This window comes from uncultured Aquabacterium sp. (assembly GCF_913773725.1).
Classification (GTDB): domain Bacteria; phylum Pseudomonadota; class Gammaproteobacteria; order Burkholderiales; family Burkholderiaceae_C; genus Aquabacterium.
This window is the reverse complement of record NZ_CAJYGK010000156.1, coordinates 1-26,027: the sequence shown is the minus strand read 5'-3', so window position 1 is coordinate 26,027 and position 26,027 is coordinate 1. Positions and strand designations below refer to the sequence as shown.

The window sequence follows — 26,027 nt, the reverse complement described above, 5'->3', positions numbered from 1 at the left end:
CTCCATGACCTGCGTGCCGATTGAGCACCCAGATCGTGGACTCCAGGAGAAGAGCGAATGTCAGCTGCCCCTGCTGCGGCCCCGGCCGAGGGCGATGCCCCCAAGAAGGGCTCGAAGAAACTGATCATCATCATTGCTGCCGTGGCCGTGCTGCTGCTGGGCGGCGGTGGTGCGGCGTTCTTCATGATGAAGAAGAAGGCCGCCGAGGCGGAGGCCGCTGCGGCCGAAGACGGCGGTGGCGAGGAAGAGCACGCCAAGCCGGCGAAGACGGCCAAGAAGCCCGAGCATGGCAAGGACCACGGCGCGCCGCCAACCTTTGTCCCGCTGGACCCCTTTGTCGTCAACCTGGCCGACAAGGATGCCGAGCGCTACGCCCAGGTCGGCGTGAGCCTGCAGGTCGATGACCCGAAGGTGGCCGAAGAAATGAAGGCCTACATGCCGGCCATTCGCAACGCCATCCTGCTGATCCTCTCGCACAAGTCGTCCGTCCAGCTGCTGACGGCCGAGGGCAAGCAGGATCTGGCTGAAGAGATCCGTCGTGAAGCGGCCCGCTCCATGGGCTACGAGGTCGAGGATCCGGACGAGGAAGAAGCCGAGGGCGACGCACCCAAGAAGAAGAAAAAGAAGAAGCGTCGCGTGGAGCTCTACAACCCCATCGTCCAGGTGGCCTACTCGTCGTTCATCATCCAGTGAGCGATCTGCCCGGCCTGTTTGCGTTACCGGCCCCGGAAGTCGACCGACCATGAACCAGCAGATCCTTTCGCAAGACGAAGTCGATGCGTTGCTGCAGGGCATCACCGGCGAGAGCCAGAAGCTCGAGCAGGAGGAGATGCCCAAGGAGGGCATCCGCGAGTACAACCTGGCGCAGCAGGAGCGCATCGTCCGTGGGCGGATGCCCACGATGGAGATCATCAACGAGCGCTTCGCCCGCAACATCCGCATCGGGCTGTTCAACCTGATCCGCAAGTCGCCCGAAGTGTCGGTCGGCGGCATCAAGGTGCAGAAGTACAGCGCCTTCCTGCGCGACATCGTCGTGCCGACCAACTTCAACATCATGTCGGTCAAGCCGCTGCGCGGCTCCGGCCTGATCGTGTGCGATCCCACGCTGGTGTTCGCCGTGATCGACTCGCTGTTCGGCGGCTCGGGCAAGTTCCACACGCGCATCGAAGGGCGCGACTTTTCCGCCACCGAGCAGCGCATCATCCGCCGCCTGGTGGACGTGATCACCGAAGAGTACAAGCGCTCGTGGCAGGGCATCTACCCGGTCGAGCTGGAATACCAGCGCTCCGAGATGCAGCCCCAGTTCGCCACCGTGGCCACGCCCAGCGAGATCGTGGTGTGCTGCTCGTTCACGCTGGAAATCGGCGACACCAGCGGCACCATTCACGTCTGCATTCCATACGCCACGCTGGAGCCCATCCGCGACATCCTGTTCTCGTCGATCCAGGGGGACTCGTCCGAGCCCGATCGCCGCTGGGTGACGCTGCTGACGCAGCAGATCCAGTCGGCCGAGGTGTCGCTGGTGGCCGAACTGGCCCATGCCCCTGCCACGGTCGAGACCCTGCTGGCCCTCAAGCCCGGCGACTTCATCGAACTCGACCTGGAGCAACTCATCCAGGCCAAGGTCGACGGGGTGCCCGTGTTCGATTGCTACTACGGCACCTCCAACGGCAAATACGCCCTTCGCATTGAAAAGCTACTGACAGCCGGCAATACCAGCTGGCTGGGAGACCAACATGTCTGACCCCGCAGAGTTCCCCCCGAGTGACAGCGCCGCCGAGCAGGACGCGATGGCGGCGGAATGGGAGGCCGCGCTCGCGCAACAGGCCACTTCGGGTGGCGCCTCGGCCGACGATGTGTTCGCCTCGGCTGCCAGCGAAGTGGCCAGCCCGGCCCAGCAGATGACGCCCGCGGCGTTTGCCAGCTTCGCGCCGCAGCAGCCGGCAGCCAACCCGGCTGGCAACGACATCAACATGATCCTGGATATCCCCGTTCAGTTGACGGTGGAACTGGGGCGCACGCGCATTCCGATCAAGAATATCCTCCAGCTGGCGCAGGGGTCCGTTGTGGAACTCGATGCGCTGGCGGGGGAGCCGATGGATGTGCTGGTCAATGGCTTCCTCATTGCGCAGGGTGAAGTGGTGGTGGTCAATGACAAGTTCGGTATCCGACTGACCGACATCGTCACCCCTTCGGAACGGATGCGTCGCCTGAGTCGCGGCGGTTGAGACAGGGAAATTCAGGCCATGGCCTCCAGTGGATTGATGGTGTTCTGGTTCGTCTTCATCGTGGCCTGCATCCCCGTGTGTCTGTGGCTGCTGAAGCGGTCGGGCCTCGCCCAGGGCGGACTGGTCGGGGCACAGGCACTCATGAAGCCGATCAGCGTGCTCAACCTGGGGCCGGGTCAGCGACTGGTGGCCGTCGAAATCGGCGCGGGCGACGAGCGCACCTGGCTGATCCTCAGCGTCACGGCGCAGCGCATCACCACCCTGCACACCATGCAACCCCTGGCCGGTTTCGAAGCGGCGCAGGCCGTACCGCCTGCGCAGGCTTTTGCCTCGGTGCTGGGTCGCCTGACGCAGGGCAACAAGCAGGCAGGCTCCTGACAACGCGCACCTTTCGTGATGAGTTCGTCCTCTTCCGCCCTTCGCCGCCGCACGCTGCGGATCGCCCTGACTGCCGGCCTCGCTCTCATGGCGGGGGCCGTTTGCGCACAGAGCGCCGGCGCGCCGGCGAGCCTGCCGCTGATGGTGGGCCAGGGCCCCTCGGGCAACACCTATTCGGTGCCCATCCAGACGCTGCTGTTCTTCACGGCGCTGAGCTTTCTGCCCGCCGTGCTGCTGATGATGACGGGCTTTACCCGCATCGCCATCGTGCTCAGCCTGATGCGTCAGGCGCTGGGCACTCAGGCCGCGCCGCCCAACCAGGTCATCATCGGTCTGTCTCTGTTCCTGACGATGTTCGTCATGGGGCCCACGCTCGACAAGGTCTACAAGGAGGCCTACGAGCCCTTTGCGGCCAACCAGATCAGCTTCAATGAAGCCTTGGAGCGCGGCCAGGGCCCGATGCGGCAGTTCATGCTCAAGCAGACCCGGCAGTCCGACCTGGGGCTGTTCGTCAAGCTCGCCCGCATCGAGGGCGAGGTCAAGCCCGAGACCGTGCCGTTCCGCGTGCTGGTGCCGGCCTTCGTCACCAGCGAGCTGAAGTCGGCCTTCCAGATCGGCTTTCTGATCTTCATCCCCTTCCTGGTCATCGACATGATCGTGGCCAGTGTGCTGATGAGCCTGGGGATGATGATGCTGTCGCCCGTGCTGGTGGCCTTGCCCTTCAAGCTGATGCTGTTCGTGCTGGCCGATGGCTGGAACCTGTTGCTGGGCTCGCTGGCCGCCAGCTTCGTGCCCTGACATCCGAAAGAGGTCGATCCATGGATCCCCAACAAGTCCTGACCATCAGCCGCGACGGCCTGCTGACACTGCTGACCATCTGCGGTCCCATCGTGCTGGTCGTGCTGGCCGTGGGCCTGGTGGTGAGCATCTTTCAGGCTGCCACCCAGATCCACGAACAGACCCTGTCCTTCGTGCCCAAGCTGCTGGCCGCCTTCGCCACGCTGGCCGTGGCCGGCCCCTGGATGCTGAGCACCCTGGTGGACTACATTCAGCAGGTGCTGCAGAACATCCCGAACGTGGTGGGCTGAGGTGGTCAGCTTCAGCGAAGCTCAGGTTCTGGCGTGGATCTCGCCCTGGTTGTGGGCATTCTTCCGCGTGCTGGGCCTGTTCACGGCGGCGCCCGTGCTGTCCATGCGCGTGATCCCGCGCCGTGTCCGCATCGGGTTGGCGCTGCTCGTCGTCGTCGCGGCCGAGCCCAGCCTGCCGCCCGAATTGAGCCAGTACACGATCAATTCGCCGCACGCGCTGATGCTGATCGTGCAGCAGGTGATGATCGGCCTGACCGTGGGCTTTGCCGCACGGGTCGTGTTCGCCGCCATCGAGTTCGCCGGCGAAGTGGTGGGCCTGCAGATGGGCCTGAGCTTTGCCGCCTTCTTCGATCCCACCAGCGGCGGGCAGCTCAATGCGGTCGCGCGCTTTTACGGCACCGCGGCGGCATGGTTGTTCGTGGTGATGAATGGCCACCTGCTGCTCACGGCGGCCGTGCTGCAGAGCTTTCAGGCCTTTCCGGTGTCACCCGAGCCGCTGGCTTTCCTCAAGGTGGTGCAGCCGCAGACCTGGGGTGCCGAGCTGTTCAAGCTGGGGCTGTGGGTCTCGCTGCCGGTGGTCGCCATGCTGATTCTGGTCAACATGGTGATGGGTCTGGTGGCGCGTGTGGCGCCTCAGATGAACATCTTCTCCGTCGGCTTTCCCGTGACACTGGGGGTGGGCCTGACGGGCCTGTGGCTGACGCTGCCGATGATGCAGCAGCCCTTCACGATGGCGATCGAGCGGATGCTGGGCTACTTCCAGTGATGGTCACTGGCCGCGGCGGCGGGCGGCCACCCAGCCGATTGCCCCCAGGCCCAGCAGCATCATGGCGGTGGTCGTGGGCTCGGGCACGGCCTCGGTGAAGGCGAACTTGGCGATGTAGCTGGTACCGGCCGAACCCGTGGCCAGGCCCGAAATCGTGGCTGTGTACGAGCCGGCATCGAAGGTGCCTGTCAGGTAGAGCGACTTGTTCGGGTCGAACCCGGACACCACCATGCTCATCACGCCGGGCTCGAACCAGCCGACCGTCCGGTCCACCTCGGGGAAGAGCCGCCCGATGTACTGCACGCCGGTGTCGTTGTTGCGCAGGACCAGGCTGACGTTGGCGGTGTTCTCGACCTTGTCGAACCCGAACCAGGCGTCTTGCCGCGGGAACAGCCAGATGTAGCCCGGGGAGGTGATGGACAGCAGGAAATCGAAGGTGTCCACGAAGCTGCCCGGCACCACCTGGTGTTCGAAGCGCGTGTAGGGCGCGTCGGTCGGGGTGGTGACGTCGTACTGCTGGTCTGCCGACGCGGCGGTGGCCAGCGTCAGGGCGCTCAGCAAGGCGAGGGCGGTGCGGGTGAACATGGGACGGCTGCGTTTGTAATAGTTGGTGTCAATTTTCTCACAAGCTGTCTGTGCTGTGTGGGCAACCTGAGCGCATCGGGCTACCTCATCAAGGGGGAAGGGGCGTCCGGACGTCCGTAGAATCGGCGCCCATGTCTGCCAAGCCGTCTCCCAAAGCGTCCACCCAGCCCAGCGCCACCTATGGCGAGGGCTCCATCCGCGTCCTCAAGGGCCTGGAGCCTGTCAAGCAGCGTCCGGGCATGTACACCCGGACCGACAACCCGCTGCACATCATCCAGGAGGTGATCGATAACGCGGCCGACGAGGCCCTGGCCGGCTTCGGCAAGCGCATTGCGGTCACGCTGCACACCGATGGATCGATCAGCGTGGAGGACGATGGTCGGGGCATCCCGTTCGGCATCCACCCCGAGGAAGGTGTGCCGGTGGTCGAGATCGTGTTCACCCGGCTTCACGCGGGGGGCAAGTTCGACAAGGGGTCGGGCGGGGCCTACAGCTTCTCGGGCGGCCTGCATGGCGTGGGCGTGAGCGTGACCAACGCGCTGGCCACACGCCTGCAGGTGACGGTGTGCCGCGACAAGCAGGTGGCCACGCTGGCCTTCAGCGGCGGCGACGTGATCGAGCCCGTGGCCGTGCGCCCGGCCGCCAGTGGCGACCGCAAGAACGGCACGACCGTGCGCGTGTGGCCGGACGCGAAGTACTTCGAAAGCGCCGAACTGCCGCGTGGCGAGCTGGTGCACATGCTGCGCAGCAAGGCCGTGCTGATGCCGGGCGTGACCATCACCCTCACCATCGAGAAGGCCGGCAAGGACGCCGAGGTGCAGACCTGGCTCTACAAGGGCGGCCTGCGCGACTACCTGACCCAGACGCTGACGACCGACCCGGTCATCCCGCTGTTCGAGGGCGAGCAGTACGCCAGCGGCAGCGAGACCGAGAACTTCGCCGAAGGCGAGGGTGCGGCCTGGTGCGTGGCCTTCACCGAAGAAGGCGCGCCCATGCGCGAAAGCTATGTCAACCTGATCCCCACGGTGGCCGGCGGCACGCACGAGGCGGGGCTGAAGGACGGCCTGTTCAATGCGGTGAAGGGCTTCATCGAGATGCACTCGCTCATGCCCAAGGGCGTGAAGCTGATGCCCGACGACGTGTTCAGCCGCGCGAGCTTTGTGCTGAGCGCCAAGGTGCTGGACCCGCAGTTCCAGGGGCAGACGAAGGAGCGCCTGAACAGCCGCGATGCGCTGCGGCTGGTCACGACCTATGTGAAGCCGGCGATGGAGCTGTGGCTCAACCAGCATGTGGAATACGGCCGCAAGCTGGCCGAACTGGTGATCAAGCAGGCGCAGGCTCGCCAGAAGGCCGGCCAGAAGGTCGAAAAGAAGAAGAGCTCCGGCGTGGCCGTGCTGCCCGGCAAGCTGACCGACTGCGAAAGCCGCGACATCGCGTTCAACGAGGTGTTCCTGGTCGAGGGCGACTCGGCCGGTGGCAGCGCCAAGATGGGCCGCGACAAGGAGACGCAGGCCATCCTGCCGCTGCGCGGCAAGGTGCTCAACGCGTGGGAGGTCGAGCGTGACCGCCTGTTTGCCAACAACGAGATCCACGACATCTCGGTGGCGATCGGCGTCGACCCGCACGGGCCGAACGACGAGGTCGACCTGTCAGGGCTGCGCTACGGCAAGATCTGCATCCTCTCGGACGCCGACGTGGACGGCTCGCACATCCAGGTGCTGCTGCTCACGCTGTTCTTCCGCCACTTCCCGCGCCTGATCGAAACGGGCCACATCTACATCGCCCGCCCGCCGCTGTTCCGGGTGGATGCGCCGGCGCGCGGTAAGAAGCCCGCGGCCAAGTTGTATGCGCTGGACGAGGGTGAGCTCAACGCCATCCTCGACAAGCTCCGCAAGGAAGGCTGCCGCGAAGGCGCCTGGAGCATCAGCCGCTTCAAGGGCCTGGGCGAGATGAACGCCGAGCAGCTGTGGGACACCACGCTGAACCCGGACACCCGCCGCCTGTTGCCGGTGGCCTATGGTGAGCCGGGCTTCGGCGACACCGAAGGGGCTTTCAACCGGCTGATGGGCAAGGGCGAGGCCGCCTCGCGCCGTGAGCTCATGGAGCTGCACGGCGACGCGGTCGACGTCGACATCTGACCCGTCGGTCAGGCGGAGCGAAGCCGGAAGGCAGCCACAGCCTGCACCAGCTCATCGGCACGTTGCCGCATGCTGTCGGCGGCGGCGGCCGATTGCTCGACCAGCGCGGCATTCTGCTGAGTGGCCTGGTCCATCTGCTCGATGGCCTGTCCCACCTGTCCGATGCCGGCGCTCTGTTCCTGGCTGGCGGTGTTGATCTCGCGCACGATCTCGTTGACACGCGTGATGGCCTTCACGATGTCTTCCATCGTTTGTCCGGCCTCCTGCACCAGGGTGGCACCTTGTTCCACCTCGTCCACACTGCCCTGGATCAATGATTTGATCTCGCGGGCGGCATCGGCACTGCGCTTGGCCAGGGTGCGCACCTCTTCTGCCACCACGGCGAAACCGCGGCCTTGCTCGCCCGCGCGTGCGGCCTCGACCGCGGCATTGAGTGCGAGGATGTTGGTCTGGAAGGCGATGCCGTCGATCACCGAGATGATGTCGGCGATCTGGCGCGAGGAGTGCGAGATGCCCTGCATGCGGGCGACCACGTTGCCCACCACTTCGCCCCCGCGCAGCGCGACGGTTGCGGCTTCTTCCGAAAGGCGGTTTGCCTGCTGAGCGTGCTCGGCATTGTGGCGCACGGTTGTGCCCAGCTCTTCCATCGTGGCCGCCGTCTGCTGCAGTGCACTGGCCTGGTGCTCGGTGCGCGCGGACAGGTCCTGGTTGCCTTGGGCGATCTCCTGGCTCGCGCCTGCGACGCCTTCGGCGCTGCTGCGCACGCCGGACACCACCCGGACCAGGGCTTGCTGCATCTCGGCCAGCGCGGCCACCAGCGGCGAGAACTCGTCATGGGCGTCGTCGCGGATGGTGCTGCTCAGATCGCCATCGCGAACGCGCTCGGCCACGTGCCGGGCCTCGCGCACGCGCCGCCGCAAGGTGCGGCCGACCCACAAGGCAAAGCCAACGAGGCCGATCGTCATGCCGGAAAACGCGGCGATGAGCAGGCGCGTGGTGCTGCCGACGGCCTGAGTGATGTCGACGATCTCGTGAGACAGGGCGTCGCTCTGGTAAACGACGGTTTCGTTCAGGACCTTCAGCAGGGCGTTGCGGGCGGGAATGGTGTGCTCCACCAGGTAGGCGAAGGCTTCATCCCTGCGGCCTTCCTGGATCAGTGCCACGTTGGCGTCGCCTTCTTTCCAGAATGCAACGACCAGACCTGGCACGGCAGCGTACCGGGCCTTGCCCTTTTCCGTAAAGAGCATGTCGCGGTACTGCGCGAGCTCGCGCTCGATGAAGAGGCGCTTGGCTGCGATGTCGTCGAGGGCAGTCTGCCGTTCCTCGGGGGTGCGCGCCAGCATGGCATGTCGCAACTGCAGCGAAACGCGGGTGACGCTGAGCTCCACCTGGGCGACGCGGTTCAGTTGCGGAACGCGGTTGCTCTCCGCGCGCTTGGCGAGCTCGCTCACATCGTTGAGCTCTTGAATGGCATAGATGGCGGTTGCGATGAGCACAAGGGTCAACGCGGCCACCACCGCCATCAGCCGGCCTGCAATCCCCAAACTGGGGCGGCTGGAATTTTTCATTTTGTCCGAACTCCTCAGATCTGTTTTGGTGGCAGAGGGGTGTTCGGCGTGAACGAGGACGACTTGAGCCCTGTCTGGTGCACCGAGACCGGGCTTCGGTGCTTCTTCGTGCCCCGGTTCGGTGCAATTGACGGTGATTTGATTTGGATCAAACCCTCGACAGGTGCACCGCCAGCTCGTGCGACAGATTGGGGTGGCCGACCTTAGGGTAGGGCGGGCGGGGCCACTGCCAGCGGTGAGCCGGGAAAAGCGCCCTCACGGCGTTGATGTCGCAGTGGTACGGCGGCCCTTCGATGAGGCCTTCCTCGGTCGCGGCAGGGCGGAGGCGCTGCATCAGCAGGGCAAAGAGGTGGCCGCCGGGCTTCAGCCAGGCATGCAGCTGATCGGCGTAGGCGGTCCAGTGATCAGGGTGAAGGGCGCACAGACAGGTCTGCTCGTAGATCGCGTCCGCAGCGGTGTCGGGCTGGTAGCGCAACACGTCGGCGTGCACGATCCGGGCCTTCACGCCGCGTGCATCGCACAGCGCCCGCGCTCGTTCCACCGCGGCCTCGGTGTAGTCGATGCCCGTGACGTCAAAGCCGCGCGCGGCCAGTTCGGCCACCTCCCAGCCCTGGCCGCAACCGGGCACGATGATGCGGCAAGGCTGCAGTTGACCGGTCTCCAACCAGGTCTGAAGCTGTGGACTGGCTTGCCCCCGATCCCAGCCTGTCTGCTGCGTATCGAAGCGTTCTTGCCAGAAGGCGGGGGTCGGACCAGTCATGAAGCAAGGGGATCAGTTTTGATACCCGGTATGGTACCGAAGCCCGCCGATGCACGCTGGCTCTGTGATCGGTTCAAGCGTCTGCTGCGGGCGGCAGCGGCAGCACCTCGGCCGCAAAGGGCGGCGGTGCGTGCCACACCCCGCCCGGCCCCCAGCTCACGTCCCCGCAGACGACGTGCCAGGACGGTGTCGTTTCGCCAGGTCGGAGCGCCTGCTGGAATGCATACGAGACGGTCACCGTCATGCCCTTGCCGCCCAGGGTACGGTACGGGCGCGTGACCTGTACCCGCCCCGGGGCCTGAAGCGCCCGTTTGAAGTAGGGGCGACGGGCCCAGCATGCGCCGTCCGCCTGCCCCAGCGGGCTGAAGCCCGGCCCCTGGGCGGCACGCCGTTCTTCCACCCACAGGTTGGGGCCGACCTGAAAGCCGGCGTCGTCCAGCACGAAGCAGACGAGGGCACCGGGAAGGGCCAGGAAGGAGCGGGCCGCTTCGTCCAGCGGGCGCCCGGCACTCAGCAGCACACCGGCGTAGCCGATGGCGTTCTGGAAGGGCGCCATCAGGTTCCTCTGCTGCGTGCGCTGAAGGGCGCGAAACCGCGCCAGTTCCACGTGCAGGGCGGCGATGCCCTCGTGGCGCGTCCGCGGCGCGAGTTCGGGCTGGGGGCGTGCAAAGTAGTAGCCTTGCACCAGGTCGACATCCGACTCGAGCGCCAGCAGCGCTTCGCGCGGCGTTTCGATGCCTTCCATCAGGACCAGGGCTTCGGCTTCGTGCAGCACCGATACGGTCTGGGTGACCGCCCGCAGCCGGCCCGGATCGTCGGCCATGGCGGTGACCAGGCTGCGGTCGAGCTTCACGATGTCCGGCCGGACTCGCCAGACCCGGTCAAAATTCGAGTGGCCTGCACCGAAGTCGTCCAGCGCGATCAGCATACCGTGCGACCGCAGGGCGGCGACAGCGGACAGGAAGGCGTCGCCATCCGGGATGGCGCTTTCCAGCAGTTCCAGCACGATCAGCGAGGGCGAGATCCCCAGCCTGCTCAGGATCTCGGAGAGGAAGCCAAGCTGCGCAGGATCGGCCAGGGCCACCAGCGCCTCTGGTCGGATGTTGAGGAACAGCCAGTGTGCAGGTGGCGCGTGTTCGGCGAAGTTGAACAGGTGCATGACCCGGCTGAGCGTGTCGCACCACGCCGCCTCGCCTGCCGGAACCTCGTCGAACATCTGCAGGGGGGACACGGGGCGGCCGTCTTCGTCGATGGCACGAAGCAGCGCCTCATGGCCGACCGCTCGGCTGTGAGACAGGCTGTAGATCGGCTGGAAGGCGGTGCTGAGGGTGCGGCCGCGCAGGCTGGCCTGGTGTTTCCGACCTCCTGTGGGCTGCAGGGCGTCGAGCGCTTCACGAAGGCATGAGTCGGGCATGAAAGGAAGACGGGCGTGGCGGTCTGCGCCGTCGGTGAACGTTGCGCGTATTCTGATTGTCGCGCCAGCCGGCCGATCAAGGGAAATGAGGGCGGGTCACGAAGTCAGGCGTGCGTTCGTCACGGCGCGATGGTGCCGGAGGCGATTTGCGAGCAGGGGCTCGTTCATCTGCTTCAGAGCTGGTCGAGATGGCGCACCAGTTCGGCGGCCTTGACCCGGATCTGCTGGCGCTCGGCCTCGTCCATGCGATCGATCTGCCGGTACACCATGCCGATGCGCGGGTTGCGGCGCAGCAGCCCGTCGTGGCGCAGGTGAAAGTCCCAGTACAGCGCGTTGAAGGGGCAGGCGCGTGGGCCCAGCCTGTCCTTGCGGTCATAAGGGCAGCCGGTGCAATGGTCGCCCATGCGGTGCAGGTAGGCCGCGCTGGAGACATAGGGTTTGGTTGCCAGCTTCCCTCCGTCGGCGAACTGGCTCATGCCCAGCGTGTTCGGGGCCTCGACCCATTCGAACGCGTCGATGTAGACGCCCAGATACCACTCGTGCAGGGCCTGAGGATCCAGCCCGGCCAGCAGCGCAAAGTTGCCGATCACCATCAGCCGCTGGATGTGATGTGCATAGGCCTGGCTCAGGGACTGACCGACGGCGTGCTTCATGCACGCCATGCGGGTGTCGCCATGCCAGAACCAGCCGGGCAGAGGATGCGTGTGCCCGAAGTGGTTGACGTGGGTGTAGCCAGGCATGTGAGCCCAGTACACACCGCGTACGTACTCGCGCCAGCCCAGTATCTGGCGGATGAAGCCCTCGACGGCGCTCAGCGGCGCGTGCCCATCGCGCCAGGCGTTCTGAGCTGCCTGCACCACCTCGCGCGGGTTGAGCATCTTGGTGTTGAGCGCGAACGACAGCAGCGAATGGAACAGGCGCCAGCCCCGATGGGTGAGTGCGTCCTGGAAGTCGCCGAAGTGGGGCAGGGCGTGCTGCACGAAGGCGGCCAGATGCTGAAGCGCCTCACCCCGGTGCAAGGGCCAAGCCAGGGCCTCGGCCTGTGGCGCGCCGAAGTGCGCCACACCGGCTGCCTCGATGGTCGACCACAGCGCGCGGTGATCGTGCGGGTGGCGCCAGTCGGCGGGCTCGGGGGGCGTGCCGGGCCACGCTTTGCGGTTGTCCTGATCGAAGTTCCACTGTCCTCCGGCGGGCTTGCTGTCTTCGTCCATCAGCACGCCATGGCGTACGCGCATCTGCCGGTAGAAGTGCTCCATGAGCCACTGTTTGCGCCCTTTGAAGAGCGCGCGGGCTTCGTCGCGTGTCGTGTAGAAGTGCTCGCTGTCGACCTGCGTCACCGCGACGCCGTGCGCAAGCTGGGCCTTGCCCCACGCGTCCAGCACCGCGTCCAGCCGCCATTCGTCTGGCGCCTGGTATTCCACGTGGGTGGCTGCGTAGTGCGACACCAGGGCATCCAGGTTGTCCGTGACCGATTGCCGGTTGCTCGGGTCGTCGATGGCCACGTAACGCACCCGGTGCCCGGCAGCCTTGAGCTGTCGGCCCAGCTCCCGCATGCCCGCAAAGATGGCGAGGATCTTCTGCGCATGGTGTCGCACGTAGTCTGTCTCGCTGCGGACCTCCATCAACACGTAGACGGTGTCCGGGTCGACCGTGGAGAACCAGCTGTGCAGGGGGTTAAGCTGGTCCCCGAGGATGAGACGCAAGCGGCTCATGCGGTGCTCCACAGACGGCGGTACAGGCCTTCGGGGTCGTGGTCGTGGGCCTGCTTGTCGGGATTGAAGCGGCGGCCACCTCGCGGGTCGGTTCCCCGTCCAGCCAGGTAGAGCCAGTTGCCCTGGTTGCTGTAGACGTCGTAGTCGACCAGCTGGGACTCGAACCACGCTGCACCGGCGCGCCAGTCGCTCTGTAACTCGTGCACCAGGTAGCTGGCCACCACCTGCCGCATGCGGTTGGACAGGAACCCGCTTGCGTGCAGCTCGCGCAGGCCGGCATCGACGAACGCATGGCCAGTGCGGCCCTCGCACCAGCGTTGGAATGCCGAGACGTCATGCTGCGGCAGAGGGAGATCGCTCAGACCGCGCGCACGGTAGAGCGCCCGACCGTGTTTCAGGTGCATGAGCCGGAAGTGATCGCGCCACAGCAGTTCGAACCAGAGCCAGTAGCTGCCCTCATTTGCGCCGTGCTCGGCTTCGAATGCGCGCAGGGCATGCATGATCTGCCGCGCAGAGAGCGCGCCGCTGGCCAGCCAGGGGGAGAACTTGCTCGAGTAGTCGATGCCCATCAGCCCGTTGCGCGTGGCCTTGTAGCTGTGCGGCAGCCGCCGTTGCAGGTACCGCGTCAGATGCGCCTGTCCGCCTGCTTCGCCGGGTGCGCACGCGGGCAGGTGGTAAGGAAAAGCGGATCGGGCCTCGTACGCAAGCGTGTCCGGCGCGGGGCGTTTGAGCGGCGTGTGGCACAAAAGCACCGGCACGGCGCCATCGCCCTGCGCGGTCATGGTTCGGGCAGCGGCCCGTGGGTCCCACAAGCACTCGGCCGAGGGCAAGGGCGGCAAGGCTGCCGGGGCCGGCAGCGGCGCACGGGCTTGCACGCCCGCGCGCTCCACCTGCTGCCGGAAGGCCGTGAACACATCGGGCGCGCGGTCGATGGAGAAGGGAAGGTCGTCCGGGGCCAGCAGGCTGGACTGCCACGTGGTAACGAGCTGCCAGCCGTCGCGTCTCGCCGTGGCGCACAACGACGCCACTTCATCCTGCTCGAAGGGGGCCGCGATGTCCTCGGCCGTGACCAGTTCTGCCTTCATTGCCGCCACCAACCGGGGGAGAACCGCGACGACCGGCCCGCGCAGCACCAACAGCCGGCTGCCCAAAGCCTGCAGAGCGGCATCCAGCGAAGCCAGCGTGTCGGCCAGCACGGCCATGCGGTGAGGGCCCCTGCGGCGGGGACCCCAAGGGCCGGGCAAGGTCTCGGCCGGATCCCAGATGAAAACAGGCAGCAGGGAGCCTCCTTGCAGGTGTGCGGCCTGAACCGCATGCAACAGCGACGGGTTGTCGCTCAAGCGCAGGTCATGGCGGAACCAGTGGATGACGTTGCTCATCGCGGGCGAGACTCTGCGGCGGGGCGTTGCTGGCGGCAGCGGTCGGAGCAGTACTTCACCTCGTCCCAGTCACGCGCCCACTTTCGGCGCCAGGTGAACGGCCGGCTGCACGCGGCACACAGTTTGGTCGGCAGGTCGGACTTCTTTCGCATGCGCATGTCAAAAGCTCAGCAACATCTGGGAGGGGTCTGCCTTGGCGCGGGTGGGACCCCGCGTGCCGGCGCGGCGCGGCCCGTTCGGACCCTGTCCATCCCGGTTCACGCGGGAGCCATGCCGGGTCACGATCTCTGCCGTGGCCGCCTGCACCTCGGGCCGGGCTCGCACCGCGTGGACGCGGGCACGGGCATCCCGCAGCGCTTCTTCCAGGTCCACCAGCGGCAGGGGCAGGTCGGCCTCGGGGTCGGGGCCGACCCGCACGCCGCAGCGTTGCTGGACGTCGGGTGGCATGCGCCACGGCTCGAACAGCCAGCTGTCCGGCACGCGGCGCAGTGCGGGCAGCCAGTGCCGCACGAAGTCGCCATGAGGATCCTGGTCCCGCGCCTGCTTGACAGGGTTGTAGACGCGTGTGGCGTTGATCCCGGTGGTGCCGGCCTGCATCTGCATCTGGCTCCAGTGGATGCCGGGCTCGTAATCCACGAACTGACGGGCCAGCCACAGACCGACAGGACGCCAGGGCAACCACAAGGGATAGGTCGCCACCGAGACCAGCATGGCGCGCATGCGGAAGTTCAGCCATCCAGTCTCACGCAACATGGCCACGCAGGCATCGACCAGCGGCCAGCCCGTCCGACCTGCCACCAGCGCGTCGAATCGGGGCGTGTCCACCTCGGTCCGCAGTTCGTCGTAGCCCGGGTGCATGTTGCGCCATTCGATTTCCGGTTCGCTCTCCAGCTTCTGGATGAAGTGGCAATGCCAGTGCAGCCGGCTCAAGAAGGCCTTGAGCCCCGCTTGCTGGCGCTGGGTGTCACCGTCGGCTCGCAACGCGAGCTCGGCGAGGCGCGCCTCGGTCGCCTGAACCACCTCCCTGACGGACAGGCAGCCCCAGGCCAGATAGGGCGACAGCCGCGAACACGCATGGGTCGCACTCAAGGGGGAAGAGATGCCGCCTCGGTAACGCGCACACCGCGCCATGAGAAAGGACGCCAGAAGCTGCAGGCCCGCCGTCCGCCCCCCGCGCTGGCGGCCCGATGGATCAGGGCCCAGGGGGTGAATCAGGTCGGCCAGCGCCTCGACGGAGACCCCGGCTGCGGGCGCCGGCTGCGTTCTCGGGTCGAAGGGTGGTTCGTCCAGGCATGGCTGGCTCATGAAGCGCTGCCAGTGTCGGTGCCAGCCATCCCGGTTCCGGAGGCGTCGCACCACGCCGTTCTGAGGCCGTTCGGTCCATGTCACCCGATGCTCGGCACACCACTGCGCCACCGCCAGGTCCCGCGCATAGGTGAACGCGTTTCCGGTCTCTTCGTGGGCGAACAGGGCACTGAACGGTCTGGCGTGCCAGCATGCCGCCAGCGCCGAGGTCACGTCGCCGTGCCAAACAGTCAACTCGACCCCGCGCGCCCGCAGCGCCGCAGCGAGTTCGAGCAGCGATTCACGTACGAAACCCCACTGCGCCGCAGACGCATCCGGCAAGGTCCACAGCGCCGGCTCGGCCACGTACAGGCAGCGCACCGAGCCCCCCGCCGCGTACCGGCAGGCGGCATCGAGCGCAGCATGGTCGTGCAGGCGCAGGTCGCGTTTGAACCAGACAAGGGCATCGGACATGGCGGGCAGCTTAGTCAGCCTGGCCCGAGGCTGACGACGTTACGGCGTCGAAAGTGGCGTCAAACCAGCGTCATGTCGCGTTGTGGACCGGGCCGCGGGATGTCGGTCGACCGTGCTGCATGCCACTACACTTCGTTCCGCCCGCAACGCCCGGGCCCGTACCGACTGACCACGATGACCCAACAGACCATCGACTTCAACCCGCTGCCCCCGGATGGCGGCGAGTCCCTGACCCTGGCCCACTACGCCGAGCGCGCCTACCTGGAGTACGCGCTCAGCGTGGTCAAGGGCCGTGCCCTGCCTGACGTGTGCGACGGCCAGAAGCCCGTGCAGCGCCGCATCCTGTACGCCATGGAGCGCATGGGGTTGGCTTTCAGCGGCAACACCGGCGCCAAGCCTGTCAAGAGCGCCCGCGTGGTGGGTGATGTGCTGGGCCGCTATCACCCCCACGGGGACACCGCCGCCTACGACGCCATGGTGCGCATGGCGCAGGACTTCGCGCTGCGCTACCCGCTGATCGACGGGCAGGGCAACTTCGGCAGCCGCGATGGCGACGGCGCGGCCGCGATGCGCTACACCGAAGCCCGGCTGGCGCCGATTGCCCGCCTGCAGCTCGATGAAATCGACATGGGCACGGTGGACTTCGTGCCCAACTACGACGGTTCCACCCAGGAGCCGCGTCAGTTGCCGGCGCGGTTGCCGTTCGTGCTGCTCAATGGCGCCAGCGGCATTGCCGTGGGCCTGGCCACGGAAATCCCCAGCCACAACCTGCGTGAGGTGGCCGCTGCCGCCGTGGCCCTGATCAAGAACGACCAGCTGCCCGACGCCGAACTGGCCGAGCTCCTGCCCGGCCCCGACTTCCCTGGCGGCGGGCAGATCATCTCCAGCCCCCAGGACATCGCCGAGGCCTATCGCACCGGCCGGGGCAGCCTCAAGGTGCGCGCACGCTGGAAGATCGAAGACCTGGCCCGCGGTCAGTGGCAGCTGGTGGTGACCGAGCTGCCGCATGGCACCAGCGCGCAGAAGGTGCTGGAAGAGATCGAAGAGCTCAGCAACCCGAAGATCAAGGCCGGCAAGAAGGCATTGACGGCCGACCAGCTGCAGCTCAAGACCACGGTGCTGTCCGTGCTGGACGCCGTGCGCGACGAGTCGAGCAAGGACGCCCCGGTGCGCCTGGTGTTCGAACCCAAGAGCCGCACCATCGACCAGCAAGAGCTGATCAATACGCTGCTGGCGCACACCAGCCTGGAAACCTCGGCGCCGATCAACCTCACCATGGTGGGCGCCGACGGCCGGCCGACGCAGAAGAACCTGCGGCAGATCCTGACCGAGTGGATCGGCTTCCGCATGGAAACCGTGACCCGGCGCACCCAGCACCGCCTGGGCAAGGTGCTGGACCGCATCCACATCCTCGAAGGCCGGCAGCTGGTGCTGCTCAACATCGACGAGGTGATCGCGATCATCCGCCACAGCGACGAGCCCAAGCCTGCGCTGATCGAGCGCTTCAAGCTGAGCGACCGCCAGGCCGAGGACATCCTTGAAATCCGGCTGCGTCAGCTGGCGCGGCTGGAAGCCATCAAGATCGAGCAGGAACTCTCGGATCTGCGGGCCGAGCAAGGCAAGCTGGAAGACATCCTCGGCAACAACAGCGTGCTGCGTCGCACGGTGGTCAAGGAGATCGAGGCCGACGCCAAGCAGTTCGGCGACGACCGCCGCACCCTCATCCAGGCCGAAAAGCGCGCCGTGGCCGAGGTCAAGGTGATCGACGAGCCGGTGACCGTGGTCATCAGCCAGAAGGGCTGGGTGCGCGCGCGCACCGGCCACGGCCATGATCCGGCCGGCTTCGCGTTCAAGGCGGGCGACGGCCTGTACGGCACCTTCGAATGCCGCACGGTGGATCCGCTCATCGTGTTGGGCAACAACGGTCGCGTGTACAGCGTGCCGGTCAGCAGCCTGCCGGGGGCGCGAGGGGATGGCCAGCCCATCACCACCATGATCGAGCTGGAATCCGGCACCCAGCCCAAGCACTACCTGGCCGGCTCGCCCGAGCAGGTGATTCTGCTGGCCAACAGCGGCGGTTTTGGCCTGCTGGCAAAGCTGGGTGACCTGACCACGCGCCAGAAGGGGGGCAAGGGCTTCCTGACGCTGGACGAGGGCGATACCCTGTTGCCGCCGGTGCGGGTGCAGCCTGGGCACATCCAGGTGGCCTGCCTGGCACAGGGCGGGCGCATGCTGGTGTTCGGCTTGGACGAACTCAAGCTGCAGTCCAACGGTGGCCGCGGGCTGACGCTGATGGAAGTGGATGCCCAGAGTGACCCGCTGATTGCCGCGGTCACGGTGCACCAGGGCGTGCGCGTGATCGGCACGACCCGCGGCGGCAAGCCCAAGGAAGAGGACGTGCGCAACAGTGCCTACGCCGCGCACATCGGCAAGCGGGCCCGTAAGGGCAAGCCGGTCGAGGCCTTCCAGAAGGTGTTGGCGCTGGCTGCGCTGGGCTGACGCGCCCGAGGCACCTGGGGCGCGTGTTCGCGGCCCCTCGGCCCCTCCGCCCCGGCGCCCGCCGGGGTCTTCAATACCGCGCCCTTATCCCTGCCACAACCGCGCCACCACCAGGGTGTAGAGCGGGATGCCGGCGAGGATGTTGAACACGAAGGTGACGGCGAGAGACAGCCCCAGGTAGAGCCCAGGGTTGGCTTCGGGGATAGCGTGGCGCAGCACCGCCGGCACGACGATGTACGACGCGCTCGCGGCCAGCACCGTCAGCAATGTGGCATCCCCTTGAGACAGCCCCAGCGTCCATGCCAGCCCGACGGCCAGCGCGCCGTGCACCAGCGGTGCCACCAGCCCGTAGGCGAGCAGGGCTGTGGGTACACCCTTGAGCAGCGGCAGCTGCCGCGCAACCAGCAGGCCCATGTCGAGCAGGAAGATGGCCAGCATGCCCTTGAACAGGCCGGACGAGAAGGGCTCCATCATGGCCTTGCCCTGTTCCCCGGTCACCATGCCGACCACCAGGCTGCCGAGCAGCAGCAACTGGGCGCCGTCGGTCAATGCTTCGTGCAGCACGGCCTTGACTCCCAGCGGTGCGGGTGCTGCCTGACCGGTGGCGGTGCTCAGTGGTGCCGTGCCCTGCTGGCGCCGCACCCAACTGGCCAGCGCCACCGCCATGATGATGGCAGGCGACTCCATCAGCACCAAGGCCGCTGCCATGTGACCGCCGTACTCGATGCCCTGATGGGTCAGGTACTGGGTGGCGGCAATGAAGGTCGTGGCAGAGACCGAGCCGTAAGTGGCCGCCACGGCGGCCGCATCCAGCTTGTTGAGCCAGCGCTTGAGCAGGGCGTAGCCGATCACCGGCACGATGACGGCGAGCATGGCCGCCGCTGCCAGACCAGTGAGCACATGGGCGCCCAGCCCGGTCTGTGACAGAGAAAAGCCGCCTTTCAGCCCCACCGACATCAGCAGGTACAGCGACAGGAAACGGCTGATCGCCGTCGGGATTTCGAGATTGGAGCGCAACAGGCCGGCTGTCACGCCGAACACAAAGAACAGGACCGCAGGATCGAGCAAATTGGACAAAGCATTCATGGCCCGAATGCTAAGCCGCTTGACAGATCATGAAAATTAAAATGTTCGGATTGGAATCATCTAAGAATCCGATGGAATCGTTCAGGCCCGTACGACGGTCACCGAGCATTCGGCTTCGGCCACCACCTGTGCGCTGACGCTGCCCAGATAGCGGCGCAGCGCCGAGTTGCCTCGTGCGCCCATCACGATGTGCTCCACCTGGTTGCGGTTCGCAAAATCGATGATGGCCGCAGCCGTGTCCGGCGCTTCCAGGACGTGGAAGGTCAGGCGGTGTTCGTCGAGCTTGAGGTCTTGCTGCAGCGGGCGAGCCCAGTGCTTGACCGCCACCAGCTGCTGCACGTGCAGGCTGTTGCCCTGCTCGTCGGTCAGGGTGTCCATGCCGATGCGGTTGGTCTTCATGATGCTCACGCAGGCCAGCCGCGCACCCGGCTCGATCTGCAGGATGCGGCGGACCGTGGAAAGCAGCTTCTGATCCAGTTCGGGCGTGCCCGTCTTCACGCCGATGGCGACCATGATGATCGGGCAGCGCTCCACGTGCTCCAGCGTGCTGTGTTGCACCTTGGGCTCGTTGCCCAGGGCCTTGAACCACCGGCGCAGCGTCTGGAGGCGGCCTGCCGTGTCCCGGCGTTCGGCCCGCTCGGTGAGCGTGACCTGCTCGGGGTGCTGCAGGTCGCTGGCCAGCTGGGCGGCGCTCTGGTAGCGCTTGTCGGGATCGACCTCGAGGCAGCGCAGGATGACTTCCTGCAGCCAGGGGGGCAGATCGGGTCGGATGGTGCGGGGCGGCACCGGGTCGGTGTAGAGCCGCTTGCGCAGGCCGCTGACGGTATTCGGCTGGCCGAAAGGCCGCTCGCCCGTGCTCAGGTGGTACAGCATCACGCCCAGCGCGAACAGGTCGCTGCGCGGGTCGTTCCGCACGAACTGCACCTGTTCCGGCGAGATGTAGGGGCCGGTGCCCATGGGCAGGCAGAACTCCTCTTCCAGCAGGTCGGGCAGCTGGTCGTGCCGTGACAGGCCGAAGTCCACCAACACCACGGTGCCGTCCGGTCGGAACAGGATGTTGCTCGGCTTGATGTCGAGGTGCACCACGTGCTGCTTGTGCAGCGCATGCAGGGCGACGGCCACCTGGGCGCCGATGTGGGCGACCTCGCTCGGGGGCAGCGGGGCCTCGTCCAGCCGGGGGCGCAGCGACACGCCGGGAATGTGCTCCATCACGATGTAGGGTTGCCGGATGAAGTCTCCCTTCGCAACGAAGCGCGGCACATGGGGCCCTTTCAGGACGGGCATCACCATCTGCTCGACTTCGAAGCCGACGATGGTGGCCGGGTCCTCGCCACCCTTGATGCGTGGGATCTTCATGATGAGCGGTCCGTCGCCATCGCCCGGGCGCGGCTGGCCGTCTGCACGCACCACATCCCACAGGGTGGCCATGCCACCGGTGTGCAGCTTCTGCTTGAGCAGAAAGCCGTCGATCACCATGCCTTCATGCAGCCGCGGGGCAGGCGGCGGCAGCGTGGTCTCCTCACTGTCCATGGATCAGCCTTTCTGCGAGGGCTTCGGGCAACCCGGCCTCGCGCACACGGCGCGCGGCGGTCTCATGGTCGTAAGGTACGCGATGGAAAGTGAGCAGGGCTGAATCCGTGTCAAAGGTTGCGTAGCAGGCCGCAGGGTTGCCGTCGCGCGGCTGCCCCACCGAACCCGGAATGGCCAGCCAGCGGCGCACCGGCGACAGGCTGATGGGCACCCCCCCGACGGGCATGAACTCGCCTGCCTTGCCCGTGGCCGAGAGGTGGTACAGGCAGGGCTGGTGCATGTGCCCGCAAAACACGAACTGGTGTGTGGTCGCGAACAGGCTGCGCGTGGCCTCCATCCGCCCCTGCAGGTACTCCCAGTGGGCCGGGTCGTGCACGTTGGCGTGGGCCACCAGGCAAGGACCGACTTCCGCCGTGAGCGGCAAGGACAGCAGCCAGTCACGCTGCGCAGTACTCAGCTGGGCTTTGGTCCAGGTCAGCGAGGGCTGCACATGGCTGGCCATCTGGCTGGTCGTGAACTCGCCCAGGGCGTCGTCATGGTTGCCCCGCACGCACACGGCGCCCTCGGCGTGGCGCGCACGCACGAAGTCCAGCGTCCAGCCCGGGTCGGCGCCGTAGTCCACATAGTCGCCCAGGAACACGAGCTTGTCGAAGCCGTTTTCCAGGGCGTGTGCATAGACGGCCTCGGTGGCCTGGCGGTTGGCGTGCAGGTCGGACAGCAGAGCGAGTTTCATGGCGTGAGGGCGGGGCTGACTCGGTCGAGTCTAGCCAGCCGCGCTCGCGAAATCGCTCCGCAGCCCGGGTTCGGGCTCGGGATTAACCCGCGTTGTGCGGTGCCTGGGCGGCCCGTTGGGCCTTGGCGGCCTTGCGCAGTGCCACGGCATCCGTGGCTGCGTGCTGGCTGTCCTGGCTGTCGAGGCGGAAGACCCTCACCGAGTCGGCCAGCACATGGGCGCGCTCGGCCATCGACATCGATGCGGCCGCAATCTGCTCGACTGCCGCCGCGTTCTGCTGCGTGATGCCGTCCAGTTGCGAGACGGCCTCGTTGATCTGCGAGATGCCGGTCAGCTGCTCACGCGCGCCATGGCTGATGGTGCCGACCAGCGCGCCGACACGGTCGACCGACGCCAGCGCCTCGCGCATCGAGTGACGGGCCGCGTCGCTCAGTTCGGCGCCGGCCCGGACCTTCTCGCTCGAATCGGTGATGAGCTGTTTGACTTCCTTGGCCGCCGTGGCCGTCCGTTGAGCCAGGGCACGCACTTCGGCGGCCACGACGGCAAAGCCGCGACCTTGTTCGCCGGCCCGTGCCGCTTCCACTGCGGCGTTCAGCGCCAGAATGTTGGTCTGGAAGGCGATGCTGTCGATCACCTGAATGATGTCGTTGATGCGGGCGGAGGACTCTTCGATCGCACGGATGGTGCGGGTGAGGTTGTCGACGGCCTGGTCGCTCTGGTGCGTGATGCCGGAGGTCTGCTCGGCCAGGTCTGCGGCCTGCTGGGCGGTGTCGGCGCTGGTGCGGACGGTGCCGGTGATTTCTTCCATCGACGCGGCGGTCTCTTCCAGGCTGCTGGCCTGGGCCTCGGTGCGGCCCGAGAGGTCCTGGTTGCCGGATGCGATCTCCTGCGTGGCCACCAGCATCTGCTCGACTTCCGTGCGCGCGTCGGTCACGATGGCGCGCAGGTTGACCTGCAGCTGGTTGAGCGAGCGCGTGAACTGCCCGACGATGTCCAGTCGATCCGATTGGATGGGCACAGTCAGGTCGCCCGCGGCCATGCGGTTGGCCGTGCTGAGCAGCTGACGGAAGGGCACGACGGCCAGTCGCGTGAGGAGGGTCCGCCCCAGCAGCCCGACCGCGCTCATGAACAGGGCCGCAATGGCCCAGCGCCAGGCACCCAGCTCGGCGATGCCATGCTCGATGAACATGCCCAACCCGAAGCCCAGCGCGGTCATCAGGACCGATGCCAGTGTCAGTTCGCCAGCCAGATCAAGGTATGTGAGGTCCGCCAGCCGGCCGCGCCAGCCCAACTGGATCACGCGTCCATTGCGCAACGCCACCGTGGGATGCCCGCTCTGGGCCTCGGCGCGCATCTGGGCGTAAAGCCGCTCTGCTGCCACCACGGCATTGGCGTCGGGCTCGGTGCGCACCGACATGTAGCCCATGGGCTGATCGCCGTTCATCAGCGGCGTGACATTCGCGCGCACCCAGTAGTAGGTGCCATCCTTGCGTCGGTTCTTGACCAGACCGGACCAGGGGCGCCCGTTTTCGATCGTGGCCCACATGTCCCGGAAGGCTTCTTCCGGCATGTCGGGATGGCGGATCATGTTGTGGGGCTGGCCCAGCAACTCCTCCCGGGAATAGCCGCTGACATGAACGAAGGCCGGATTGCAGTAGGTTATGCGTCCCTTCAGATCCGTGGTGGAGACCAGTGAGGACCCTTTCGGGTAGGCAAAAGCCTGATCAATGACGGGCAGGTTCGTGCGCATGGCTTCTTTGGGGCAGTCAAGTGACAGAGGGTCTTGACAGGAAATCTCGATGCGCCGTCCTGCCTGCGGTGTCCCGTAAACCGGGTTTAGGTATGAAATGTATAGACCGTCATCGGCACCCAATGCCGAAATCTGAAGAGGAAATTGCCGTGGAAATCACGCTTTGAACGGCACGTGTCTCCGTTTTGCTAGCATGATGGGGTTCCCAATCCCTGGCTGTTGCGGCCAACTTCCCGGCCATGAAGGCCTGCGATGATGACCCCAGAACAAGAAGCCGTGCTGCGAGCCGTTCGCAAGCTCGTTGATTTTTGGCACATCACGCCTGGCGAACTGTTGGCAGATGGCCCGATTGCCGTGCCGCCTGCCGCGCCATCGCCCCCGCCCGTGCCGCGCCCGAAGTACCGCCATCCCGTGAACGGCGAGACCTGGGACGGCACAGGATCGCAGCCGCAATGGCTGAAGGACGCCCTGACGCGCGAGGGCTACACCGTCGAAGAACTGCGTACACCTGCCGAAGCAGGGCCGGACTGACGCGACGTGACCGCTGGCGCTTGGTTGTACACTCAGCGCCCTGGTCGCTCCCTGTAGTACAACGGATAGTACGCTTGCCTCCTAAGCGAGAAATCTGGGTTCGATTCCCGGCGGGGGGACCATGCACAGGGGCGAGGCCTTCTTAAGGCGCCCATAAGCTTGCCTGCATCCAATGCGGTCTTCACCACCGAAGATCGTTCAAGATGCCGTTGTCCTTTGCGCGCCGCCACGCCTGCTGGTTCACGTGGCTTGCCTGGTTGCTGCTGTTCGTCCTGCTGTTCGGCACCTTGCGCGTCCTGCTCTGGCACCACACGGGCGGTCAGGCTCCCTTGTCGCCCGGCGCTGTCGTGCACGTCATGGGCTGGGGACTGGTCTTCGACACCCTGGCCGGGGCCTCGTTGCTTTGGCCGCTTTCCTTGTTTCTGGCCGCTTCTCCGGCGCGGCTCTGGGCGGCCAGGGGCTGGCGGGTGGTCACGGGCGTGGGCCTGACAGCATGGCTGATGCTGTTGCTGTTCGTCGCAACGTCCGAATGGCTGTTCTGGGACGAGTTCGGCACGCGCTTCAATTTTATCGCCGTCGATTACCTGATCTACACCCACGAGGTGATCGGCAACATTCGCGAGTCGTACCCGGTCGGCAAGCTGCTGGGGCTGATGGTGCTGTGCTCTGCGGCCGTTGTCTGGTGGGCTCGGCGCTGGCTGATGCCGCCGGCTGACGCGAACGCGAAAGGCCGACACGCCTGGACCTTGCCGGTGGCTGTCCTGCTGCTGCTGGTACCTGCTCATCTGGTGGTGCATGCGGGCATGAAACAGCAGTCCGACAACCGCTATCTGAACGACCTGAGCGGCGACGGCGTCTACGAGTTCTTCGCCGCGCTGCGACACAATGAACTGGACTACGAGCACTTCTACCGCAGCCTGCCGGCCGAGCAGGCCGTGCTTCGTCTGCGTCGGCAACTCGAAACGCCCCATGCCCGCCTGCTGAGCGACGCGCCCGGCGACTTCACCCGCCGCGTCGACTACGGCCAGCCCGAGCGCCGGCTCAATGTGGTGATGGTGTCGGTGGAAAGCCTTTCCGCCGAGTTCATGGCCGCCTTCGGCAACCGCGATGGCCTGACGCCCAACCTGGATCGGCTGGCACGAGAGGGTCTGCTGTTCACGCAGTTGTATGCCACCGGCACCCGCACCGTTCGCGGTCTGGAGGCGCTGTCGCTGTCCGTGCCGCCAACGCCGGGGCAGTCCATTGTGAAACGGCCGAACAACGAAGGGATGTTCTCGCTGGGCAGCGTCTTCCGCGACAAGGGGTATGACACCCGGTACGTGTATGGCGGCTATGGCTACTTCGACAACATGAACGCCTTCTTCTCGGCGAACGGCTATGACGTGGTCGACCGCATGGCGATCCCGAGCGAGGCCATCCACCACGAGAACATCTGGGGGGTGGCCGACGAAGACCTCTTCACACTGGCGCTGCAGCAGGCCGACGCGTCCTACCGTCAGGGCAAGCCGTCGTTCATGCACGTCATGACGACCTCCAACCACCGGCCCTTCACCTATCCGGATGGCCGCATCGACATCCCGTCCCACACCGGTCGGGCCGGGGGCGTGAAGTACACCGACTGGGCCATCGGCCGCTTCATGGCCGAGGCTGCCAGCCGCCCGTGGTTCCGGGACACGGTGTTCGTGTTCGTGGCGGACCACTGCGCGTCCAGTGCCGGGAAGACAGATCTGCCGCTGGAGCGGTACCACATCCCCGCCATCGTGTACGCCCCCGCGCACATCCAGCCCGCCCGCTTCGAGCGCTTGGCCAGCCAGATCGACCTGGCGCCGACGGTGCTGGGTCTGCTGCGTTTCCGGTATGACAGCCGCTTCCTGGGCTACGACGTGTTCGACCTCGAGCCGGGCCGGGAGCGCGCCTTCATCAGCACCTATCAGGATCTGGGCATCGTGCGGGACGGCGCGCTGGTGCGCCTGGACCCACGGGGCGGCGTGCAGGCCCGTCGGGTGGCTGCGGGTCGGTCGCTGAACGAGCCGGCCGACATGCCCGCCGACGTGCTGGCCGACGCCCCGTGGGTCCAGGCGCACCAGCGCGCCGTCCCGCACGATGCCCAGATCCTGATAGGTG

At 66.5% G+C, this 26,027-nt stretch carries 23 protein-coding genes and 1 tRNA gene; 12 read left to right on the top strand and 12 right to left on the bottom strand.

All coding sequences use genetic code 11. The annotated features are described in order from the left end of the window. Positions 1–57 precede the first annotated feature (57 nt). The 7 genes from QZ709_RS18220 to fliR all read left to right on the top strand — a co-directional run bounded on the left by QZ709_RS18220 (position 58) and on the right by fliR (position 4,460). On the top strand, positions 58–693 hold the full coding sequence (locus QZ709_RS18220) for a flagellar basal body-associated FliL family protein (RefSeq protein WP_294638897.1): 636 nt from the start codon (positions 58–60) through the stop codon (positions 691–693). A 49-nt stretch (positions 694–742) separates the two neighbouring features. Beyond that, positions 743–1,744, top strand: a complete 1,002-nt coding sequence (fliM, locus tag QZ709_RS18215) for a flagellar motor switch protein FliM (protein WP_294638896.1) — start codon at positions 743–745, stop codon at positions 1,742–1,744. Further along, positions 1,737–2,228 carry a flagellar motor switch protein FliN gene (fliN, locus tag QZ709_RS18210; RefSeq protein ID WP_294638895.1) on the top strand — a complete coding sequence of 164 codons (492 nt, stop codon included), beginning with the start codon at positions 1,737–1,739 and terminating at the stop codon, positions 2,226–2,228. Before fliM ends, fliN begins: the two co-directional genes overlap by 8 nt. Positions 2,229–2,246: 18 nt before the next feature. Beyond that, the gene (locus QZ709_RS18205) at positions 2,247–2,606 is read left to right on the top strand and encodes a flagellar biosynthetic protein FliO (protein WP_294638894.1); all 360 of its coding nucleotides are present in this window, start codon (positions 2,247–2,249) and stop codon (positions 2,604–2,606) included. Between the two features lie 87 nt (positions 2,607–2,693). Then, a complete protein-coding gene (gene fliP, locus QZ709_RS18200) occupies positions 2,694–3,404 on the top strand; it encodes a flagellar type III secretion system pore protein FliP (RefSeq protein WP_294639125.1) in 711 nt (236 codons plus the stop codon). 20 nt (positions 3,405–3,424) lie between these two features. Continuing rightward, complete coding sequence (gene fliQ, locus QZ709_RS18195) at positions 3,425–3,694, top strand: flagellar biosynthesis protein FliQ (RefSeq protein WP_294638892.1); 270 nt, start codon at positions 3,425–3,427, stop codon at positions 3,692–3,694. A 1-nt stretch (position 3,695) separates the two neighbouring features. Next, positions 3,696–4,460, top strand: a complete 765-nt coding sequence (gene fliR, locus QZ709_RS18190) for a flagellar biosynthetic protein FliR (protein WP_294638891.1) — start codon at positions 3,696–3,698, stop codon at positions 4,458–4,460. Positions 4,461–4,463: 3 nt separating this feature from the next. On the opposite strand, the gene QZ709_RS18185 is transcribed toward fliR, so the two are convergent. Continuing rightward, positions 4,464–5,045 (bottom strand): FxDxF family PEP-CTERM protein, encoded by a 582-nt coding sequence (locus QZ709_RS18185; protein WP_294638890.1) that lies wholly within the window; start codon positions 5,043–5,045, stop codon positions 4,464–4,466. A 131-nt stretch (positions 5,046–5,176) separates the two neighbouring features. Here QZ709_RS18185 and QZ709_RS18180 point away from each other — a divergent pair, with 131 nt between their 5' ends. Continuing rightward, entirely contained in the window at positions 5,177–7,183 is a 2,007-nt protein-coding gene (locus QZ709_RS18180; protein WP_294638889.1) for a DNA topoisomerase IV subunit B, read from the top strand. Positions 7,184–7,191: 8 nt separating this feature from the next. On the opposite strand, the gene QZ709_RS18175 is transcribed toward QZ709_RS18180, so the two are convergent. From QZ709_RS18175 to QZ709_RS18145, 7 genes are all read right to left on the bottom strand, one after another. Next, positions 7,192–8,751 carry a methyl-accepting chemotaxis protein gene (locus QZ709_RS18175; RefSeq protein ID WP_294638888.1) on the bottom strand — a complete coding sequence of 520 codons (1,560 nt, stop codon included), beginning with the start codon at positions 8,749–8,751 and terminating at the stop codon, positions 7,192–7,194. 148 nt (positions 8,752–8,899) lie between these two features. Continuing rightward, entirely contained in the window at positions 8,900–9,511 is a 612-nt protein-coding gene (locus QZ709_RS18170; RefSeq protein WP_294638887.1) for a methyltransferase domain-containing protein, read from the bottom strand. 73 nt (positions 9,512–9,584) lie between these two features. Then, entirely contained in the window at positions 9,585–10,925 is a 1,341-nt protein-coding gene (locus tag QZ709_RS18165) for an EAL domain-containing protein (protein WP_294638886.1), read from the bottom strand. A 173-nt stretch (positions 10,926–11,098) separates the two neighbouring features. Continuing rightward, complete coding sequence (locus QZ709_RS18160) at positions 11,099–12,637, bottom strand: cryptochrome/photolyase family protein (RefSeq protein WP_294638885.1); 1,539 nt, start codon at positions 12,635–12,637, stop codon at positions 11,099–11,101. Beyond that, entirely contained in the window at positions 12,634–14,016 is a 1,383-nt protein-coding gene (locus QZ709_RS18155) for a DASH family cryptochrome (RefSeq protein ID WP_294638883.1), read from the bottom strand. The genes QZ709_RS18160 and QZ709_RS18155 overlap by 4 nt, the downstream gene beginning before the upstream one ends. Then, positions 14,013–14,168 (bottom strand): DUF2256 domain-containing protein, encoded by a 156-nt coding sequence (locus tag QZ709_RS18150; RefSeq protein ID WP_366937191.1) that lies wholly within the window; start codon positions 14,166–14,168, stop codon positions 14,013–14,015. The genes QZ709_RS18155 and QZ709_RS18150 overlap by 4 nt, the downstream gene beginning before the upstream one ends. A gap of 7 nt (positions 14,169–14,175) precedes the next feature. After that, the gene (locus QZ709_RS18145; RefSeq protein ID WP_294638879.1) at positions 14,176–15,774 is read right to left on the bottom strand and encodes a cryptochrome/deoxyribodipyrimidine photo-lyase family protein; all 1,599 of its coding nucleotides are present in this window, start codon (positions 15,772–15,774) and stop codon (positions 14,176–14,178) included. 174 nt (positions 15,775–15,948) lie between these two features. Here QZ709_RS18145 and parC point away from each other — a divergent pair, with 174 nt between their 5' ends. Beyond that, entirely contained in the window at positions 15,949–18,273 is a 2,325-nt protein-coding gene (gene parC / locus QZ709_RS18140; protein WP_294638878.1) for a DNA topoisomerase IV subunit A, read from the top strand. 84 nt (positions 18,274–18,357) lie between these two features. Here the strand turns inward: parC and QZ709_RS18135 are convergent, their stop codons facing one another. The 4 genes from QZ709_RS18135 to QZ709_RS18120 all read right to left on the bottom strand — a co-directional run bounded on the left by QZ709_RS18135 (position 18,358) and on the right by QZ709_RS18120 (position 23,372). Further along, the gene (locus QZ709_RS18135; protein ID WP_294639124.1) at positions 18,358–19,350 is read right to left on the bottom strand and encodes a sodium-dependent bicarbonate transport family permease; all 993 of its coding nucleotides are present in this window, start codon (positions 19,348–19,350) and stop codon (positions 18,358–18,360) included. Positions 19,351–19,440: 90 nt separating this feature from the next. Continuing rightward, positions 19,441–20,889, bottom strand: a complete 1,449-nt coding sequence (locus QZ709_RS18130; RefSeq protein ID WP_294638876.1) for a bifunctional serine/threonine-protein kinase/universal stress protein — start codon at positions 20,887–20,889, stop codon at positions 19,441–19,443. Further along, complete coding sequence (locus QZ709_RS18125; protein ID WP_294638874.1) at positions 20,879–21,622, bottom strand: metallophosphoesterase family protein; 744 nt, start codon at positions 21,620–21,622, stop codon at positions 20,879–20,881. The genes QZ709_RS18130 and QZ709_RS18125 overlap by 11 nt, the downstream gene beginning before the upstream one ends. Positions 21,623–21,704: 82 nt before the next feature. Then, positions 21,705–23,372 carry a methyl-accepting chemotaxis protein gene (locus QZ709_RS18120; RefSeq protein ID WP_294638873.1) on the bottom strand — a complete coding sequence of 556 codons (1,668 nt, stop codon included), beginning with the start codon at positions 23,370–23,372 and terminating at the stop codon, positions 21,705–21,707. Between the two features lie 252 nt (positions 23,373–23,624). On the opposite strand from QZ709_RS18120, the gene QZ709_RS18115 reads away from it, so the two are divergent. From QZ709_RS18115 to QZ709_RS18105, 3 genes are all read left to right on the top strand, one after another. Beyond that, positions 23,625–23,903, top strand: coding sequence for an H-NS family nucleoid-associated regulatory protein (locus QZ709_RS18115; RefSeq protein WP_294638872.1), 279 nt, complete (start codon positions 23,625–23,627; stop codon positions 23,901–23,903). A gap of 47 nt (positions 23,904–23,950) precedes the next feature. Then, a tRNA-Arg gene (locus QZ709_RS18110) sits at positions 23,951–24,025 on the top strand. Between the two features lie 81 nt (positions 24,026–24,106). Beyond that, positions 24,107–26,027 (top strand): LTA synthase family protein (locus tag QZ709_RS18105; RefSeq protein ID WP_294638870.1); only part of this gene is annotated, 1,921 nt, incomplete at its 3' end.